Annotated in this window: 6 protein-coding genes and 1 tRNA gene; all 7 read left to right on the top strand. The window is 66.3% G+C overall.

What is annotated here, in order from left to right:
* On the top strand, positions 1 to 868 hold an 868-nt coding region (gene tuf / locus I55_RS22170; protein ID WP_044562773.1), incomplete at its 5' end, for an elongation factor Tu.
* A gap of 195 nt (positions 869 to 1,063) precedes the next feature.
* Positions 1,064 to 2,215 carry a glycosyltransferase family 9 protein gene (locus I55_RS22165; RefSeq protein WP_083901327.1) on the top strand — a complete coding sequence of 384 codons (1,152 nt, stop codon included), beginning with the start codon at positions 1,064 to 1,066 and terminating at the stop codon, positions 2,213 to 2,215.
* Between the two features lie 244 nt (positions 2,216 to 2,459).
* Positions 2,460 to 2,535 (top strand) — tRNA-Trp (locus I55_RS22160).
* 105 nt (positions 2,536 to 2,640) lie between these two features.
* Positions 2,641 to 2,838 carry a preprotein translocase subunit SecE gene (secE, locus tag I55_RS22155; RefSeq protein ID WP_040842369.1) on the top strand — a complete coding sequence of 66 codons (198 nt, stop codon included), beginning with the start codon at positions 2,641 to 2,643 and terminating at the stop codon, positions 2,836 to 2,838.
* Between the two features lie 3 nt (positions 2,839 to 2,841).
* Positions 2,842 to 3,372 carry a transcription termination/antitermination protein NusG gene (gene nusG / locus I55_RS22150; RefSeq protein WP_044562770.1) on the top strand — a complete coding sequence of 177 codons (531 nt, stop codon included), beginning with the start codon at positions 2,842 to 2,844 and terminating at the stop codon, positions 3,370 to 3,372.
* 180 nt (positions 3,373 to 3,552) lie between these two features.
* On the top strand, positions 3,553 to 3,987 hold the full coding sequence (rplK, locus tag I55_RS22145; RefSeq protein ID WP_044562769.1) for a 50S ribosomal protein L11: 435 nt from the start codon (positions 3,553 to 3,555) through the stop codon (positions 3,985 to 3,987).
* Positions 3,987 to 4,541: 50S ribosomal protein L1 (gene rplA, locus I55_RS22140; protein ID WP_085940082.1), on the top strand; the 555-nt coding region annotated here is incomplete at its 3' end. The genes rplK and rplA, both read left to right, overlap by 1 nt.

Genomic DNA, 4,541 nt, shown 5'->3' with positions numbered 1-4,541 from the left:
CGCCGACGGCCCGATGCCGCAGACCCGCGAGCACATCCTGCTGGCCCGCCAGGTCGGCGTGCCCGCGCTGGTGGTGTTCATGAACAAGGTCGACATGGTCGACGACCCCGAGCTGCTGGAGCTGGTGGAGCTGGAAGTGCGCGAGCTGCTGAGCAGCTACGACTTCCCCGGGGACGACATTCCGATCGTGAAGGGCTCCGCCCTGTGCGCCCTGGAGAACCGCAGCCCCGAGATCGGCCATGACGCCATCCTGGAGCTGATGAAGCAGGTCGACGCCTACATCCCGCAGCCGGAGCGTCCGGTTGACAAGCCCTTCCTGATGCCGATCGAAGACGTGTTCTCGATCTCCGGCCGCGGCACCGTGGTGACCGGCCGTGTCGAGCGCGGCATCGTGAAGGTGGGTGAGGAAATCGAGATCGTCGGCCTGAAGGCCACGGTGAAGACGACCGTCACCGGCGTCGAGATGTTCCGCAAGCTGCTGGACCAGGGCCAGGCTGGCGACAACATCGGCGCGCTGCTGCGCGGCACGAAGCGTGAGGACGTCGAGCGCGGCCAGGTCCTGGCCAAGCCCGGCTCGATCACCCCGCACACCAAGTTCGTGGCCGAGGCCTACATCCTGACGAAGGAAGAAGGCGGCCGTCACACCCCGTTCTTCACCAACTACCGTCCCCAGTTCTACTTCCGCACCACGGACGTGACGGGCATGGTCTCGCTGCCGGAAGGCACCGAGATGGTGATGCCGGGCGACAACGTGCAGGTGACCGTGGAGCTGATCGCCCCCATCGCCATGGACGAAGGCCTGCGCTTCGCCATCCGTGAAGGCGGCCGCACCGTCGGCGCCGGCGTGGTCGCCAAGATCATCGCCTAAGCCCTCAAACGGGCTTTGAAGTACCGTAAGGCGGCGTCCCTCTGGGGCGCCGCCTTTTCGGCATTCGGGCAATGCGGTTGATGTCGTGCCCGGCGGTTTACTTGTCGCACCCCCCGCTCCTCCATTTCGCGACGGCTTGTCCCCGCCCGCTCCGTGAAACCCTCCAATTGACCTAGGTCTTTGGAGTTATGACGAATGACGGAGTGGAGAAGTTTGCCGGCTCACCGCCGGCCGCCCGGCCCGGCCCGGACCGTGGTGGTTCAGCCGCTGCCCGGTTTGGGCGACATGGTCCAGTTGATTCCCGCGCTGAAAGGGCTGGCGCGGGCGGATGAGAACGGCGGCATCGACCTCATCACCCTTGAAAACTTCCCCACTGAAGCGGTGTTCGCCGGCACCGACTATGTGTTCCGCCATGCCGGGGCCATACGGCGCCACGGCTACGCCAGCGCGGCGCTGACTCGGCGCGACCATGGGGGGCGCGACCAAGGGGGGCGCGACCAGGGGGGCGCCGGCGGCGGTGCGGGCAAGGCGCGCCGGAACGCCGTTGGCGAGAATGCGCGGCGGGCCCTGGTCCTGTTCGACATGGCGCGCTTGATGCGGTCGGGTCGCTACAAGCGCGCGGTCATCTTGGGCGCGTCCTGGCGCTACGCTGCCGCCGCCCGCCTGGCGGGCATCAAGGACGTGGCCGGCTACGGTTCCCGCCTGCAAACCTTTTTCCTGAACGCAGGCCTCATTCCCGATGGTCGCAGCATCCGCCACCTTCACGCCCAACGGCTGGGCTGCGCCGCCATCCTGCTCGAACGCCTGGGCTTGGCCCTGGAGGGGGCGCCGGAACTGTTGCTGCCCCCTGGGGCACCTGCCGCCGCTGCCGCGCCCTACGCCCATCTACCGCGGCCTTGGACGGCCGTGGCGGTGGGCTCGGCCGATCCCAACCGGGTGTGGCCGGCGGACCGCATGGCGGCCGTCCTGGATCGGCTGCACGGGGCGGGGCGGACCACGCAGTTCATTTTTGCCACCCAGGCGGAGGCCCCCCTGGTGCAGGGCGTGATCCGGGCCTGCCAGGTCGCGCGGCCGCTGCCCCTGATCGGCCAGCCACTGCGGGAGGTCATGGGCCTGCTCGCCGCGTGTGACATGGCGTTCTGCACCGATTCGGGAATTATGAACGTCGCCGCGTCGCTGGGCGTGCCCACCCACGCGCTGTTTGGCACGGTCCAGCCCTATGCCTATTGGTCATGCCTGCACCCCATCGTGCCACGGTCTGGCGTCAGACCCGACGTCGGGGTGTCCATCATCGCCCTGGACGAGGTGCTGGGGCATTTCGTGACCCAGGGCGTCTTGCCGGGCTGATGTCCTTCCCAGCGGCCCGGCAGGACGCCCTATAGATGGGGGAAACAGGGCCCTCACGTGCTCCAGCCGCCGGCATCTGGACCCTCCGGCCGGTGGGCCGGGACCGTCCGGTTGTCGTCCCAGGAGGGGGCGTCCCGCGCCGCGCGCGCTTCCGTCCCGCACCTGATTTATTTTTCTGGACAAGCGGTCTGGATTGGTGAATAAACCGGCGCTCCGTGACGCGGCAAGCCGCCGACGGTGACGTAGGAGTGTAGCTCAATTGGTAGAGCACCGGTCTCCAAAACCGGGGGTTGGGGGTTCGATCCCCTCCACTCCTGCCACGTCGCCTCGCTGAATACCCTGTCCGGGTGGCCCTCGGGGCCGGTGACGGCAGCAATGCCGACGCAGTGATGACGAGTAGCTCTGAACGTGGTGGCGTAGCCCTTATGGCGAAGACCAGTCCTGCCCAGTTTGCGCGCGAAGTGCGCCGTGAGATCGCCAAGGTGACGTGGCCGACCCGCAAGGAAACGGTCATCTCCACCTGGATGGTGTTCCTCATGGTTATCGTCGCGTCTCTGTTCTTCCTGGCGGTCGATCAGATCATCGCGTTCGCTGTCCGCCTCGTTTTTGGTATCGGAGGCTAAGTCATGGCCGCGCGTTGGTACGTCGTTCACGTTTATTCCGGGTTCGAAAAGAAGGTCTCTCAGTCCATTCGTGAGAAGGCCGCCCAGAAGGGCCTGGAAGATCAGTTCGAGGAAATCCTGGTCCCGACCGAAGAGGTCGTGGAGGTGCGCCGCGGCGCCAAGATCAACTCCGAACGCAAGTTCTTCCCCGGCTACGTGCTGGTGAAGATGGAGCTGACGGACGAGAGCTGGCACCTGGTGAAGAACGCGCCGAAGGTGACGGGTTTCCTGGGGGGCGGTGGCAAGCCGCAGCCCATCAGCGAGGCGGAAGCCTTGCGCATCATGAACCAGGTGCAAGAAGGGATTGAGCGGCCGAAGCCCTCCATCCACTTCGAGGTCGGCGAGAACGTTCGCGTCATCGACGGCCCCTTCACCTCGTTCACCGGCCTCATCGAAGAGGTCGACGAGGACAAGGCGCGGGTCAAGGTGGCGGTGTCCATCTTCGGCCGTGCGACCCCCGTCGAGCTCGAATACGCGCAGGTCGAAAAGATTTAAGCGGGACGGCGCTCCTTCTCCTCGGAGATCGGGCGCCTTCCCATTCCCCGCGTGGGAGGCGAGCCCGAAGGTCCTTCTCGAAGGACCGAAGTCCATGGGGCGAACCGAACCACGCATCCCGCAGATCCGGGTGGCGCCCCTTGGCTGGGGTTCCGTCCGGATTGTTGTTGAGGACGTATCATGGCGAAGAAGATCGTCGGTTATATCAAGTTGCAGGTGCCGGCCGGCAAGGCCAACCCGTCGCCGCCCATCGGTCCGGCCCTGGGTCAGCGCGGCCTGAACATCATGGAATTCGTGAAGGCCTTCAACGCGAAGACGGCCGACCTGGAGCAGGGCATGCCCATCCCGGTCGTGATCACCGCCTACGGTGACCGTACCTTCACGTTCGTCACCAAGACCCCGCCGAACACCTACTTCCTGAAGAAGGCCGCCGGCATCACCAAGGGCGCCGTCCAGGTGGGCAAGGGCGCTCCGGTGGGCAAGGTGAAGATGTCGCAGATCCGCGAAATCGCCAAGACGAAGATGCCGGACCTGAACGCGAACGACATCGAGGCGGCTGCCAGCATGCTGGTCGGCTCGGCCCGTTCCATGGGCCTGGAAGTGGTGGAGGATTGATCATGGCCGGCAAGCGTCTCAAGAAGGCTAACGCCACCGTCGACCGGAACAAGTTCTACGCCCTGGACGAGGCCGTCCAGTCGGTGAAGGGCAACGCCACCGCCAAGTTCGACGAGACCGTCGAAATCGCCATGAACCTGGGCATCGACCCGCGTCATGCCGACCAGATGGTCCGCGGCATGGTCCAGCTGCCCAACGGCACCGGCAAGACCGTTCGCGTCGCCGTGTTCGCCCGTGGTCCCAAGGCCGCCGAGGCCGAGGCCGCCGGCGCCGAACTGGTGGGTGCGGAAGACCTGGCCGAGAAGATCCAGGCGGGCGAGATGAACTTCGACCGCTGCATCGCCACCCCGGACATGATGGCCCTGGTCGGCCGTCTGGGTAAGGTGCTGGGCCCGCGCGGCCTGATGCCGAACCCGAAGCTGGGCACCGTGACGATGAACGTCGGCGAAGCCGTGAAGTCCGCCAAGGGCGGCTCGGTTGAGTTCCGCGCCGAGAAGACCGGTATCGTCCACGCCGGTGTGGGCAAGGCCAGCTTCAGCCAGGAAGCCCTGGCC

Source organism: Azospirillum sp. B4 (genome assembly GCF_000333275.1).
Lineage (GTDB): Bacteria > Pseudomonadota > Alphaproteobacteria > Azospirillales > Azospirillaceae > Nitrospirillum.
Note: the sequence above shows the minus strand (reverse complement) of the source record. Positions and strands in the feature narration are given on the sequence as shown.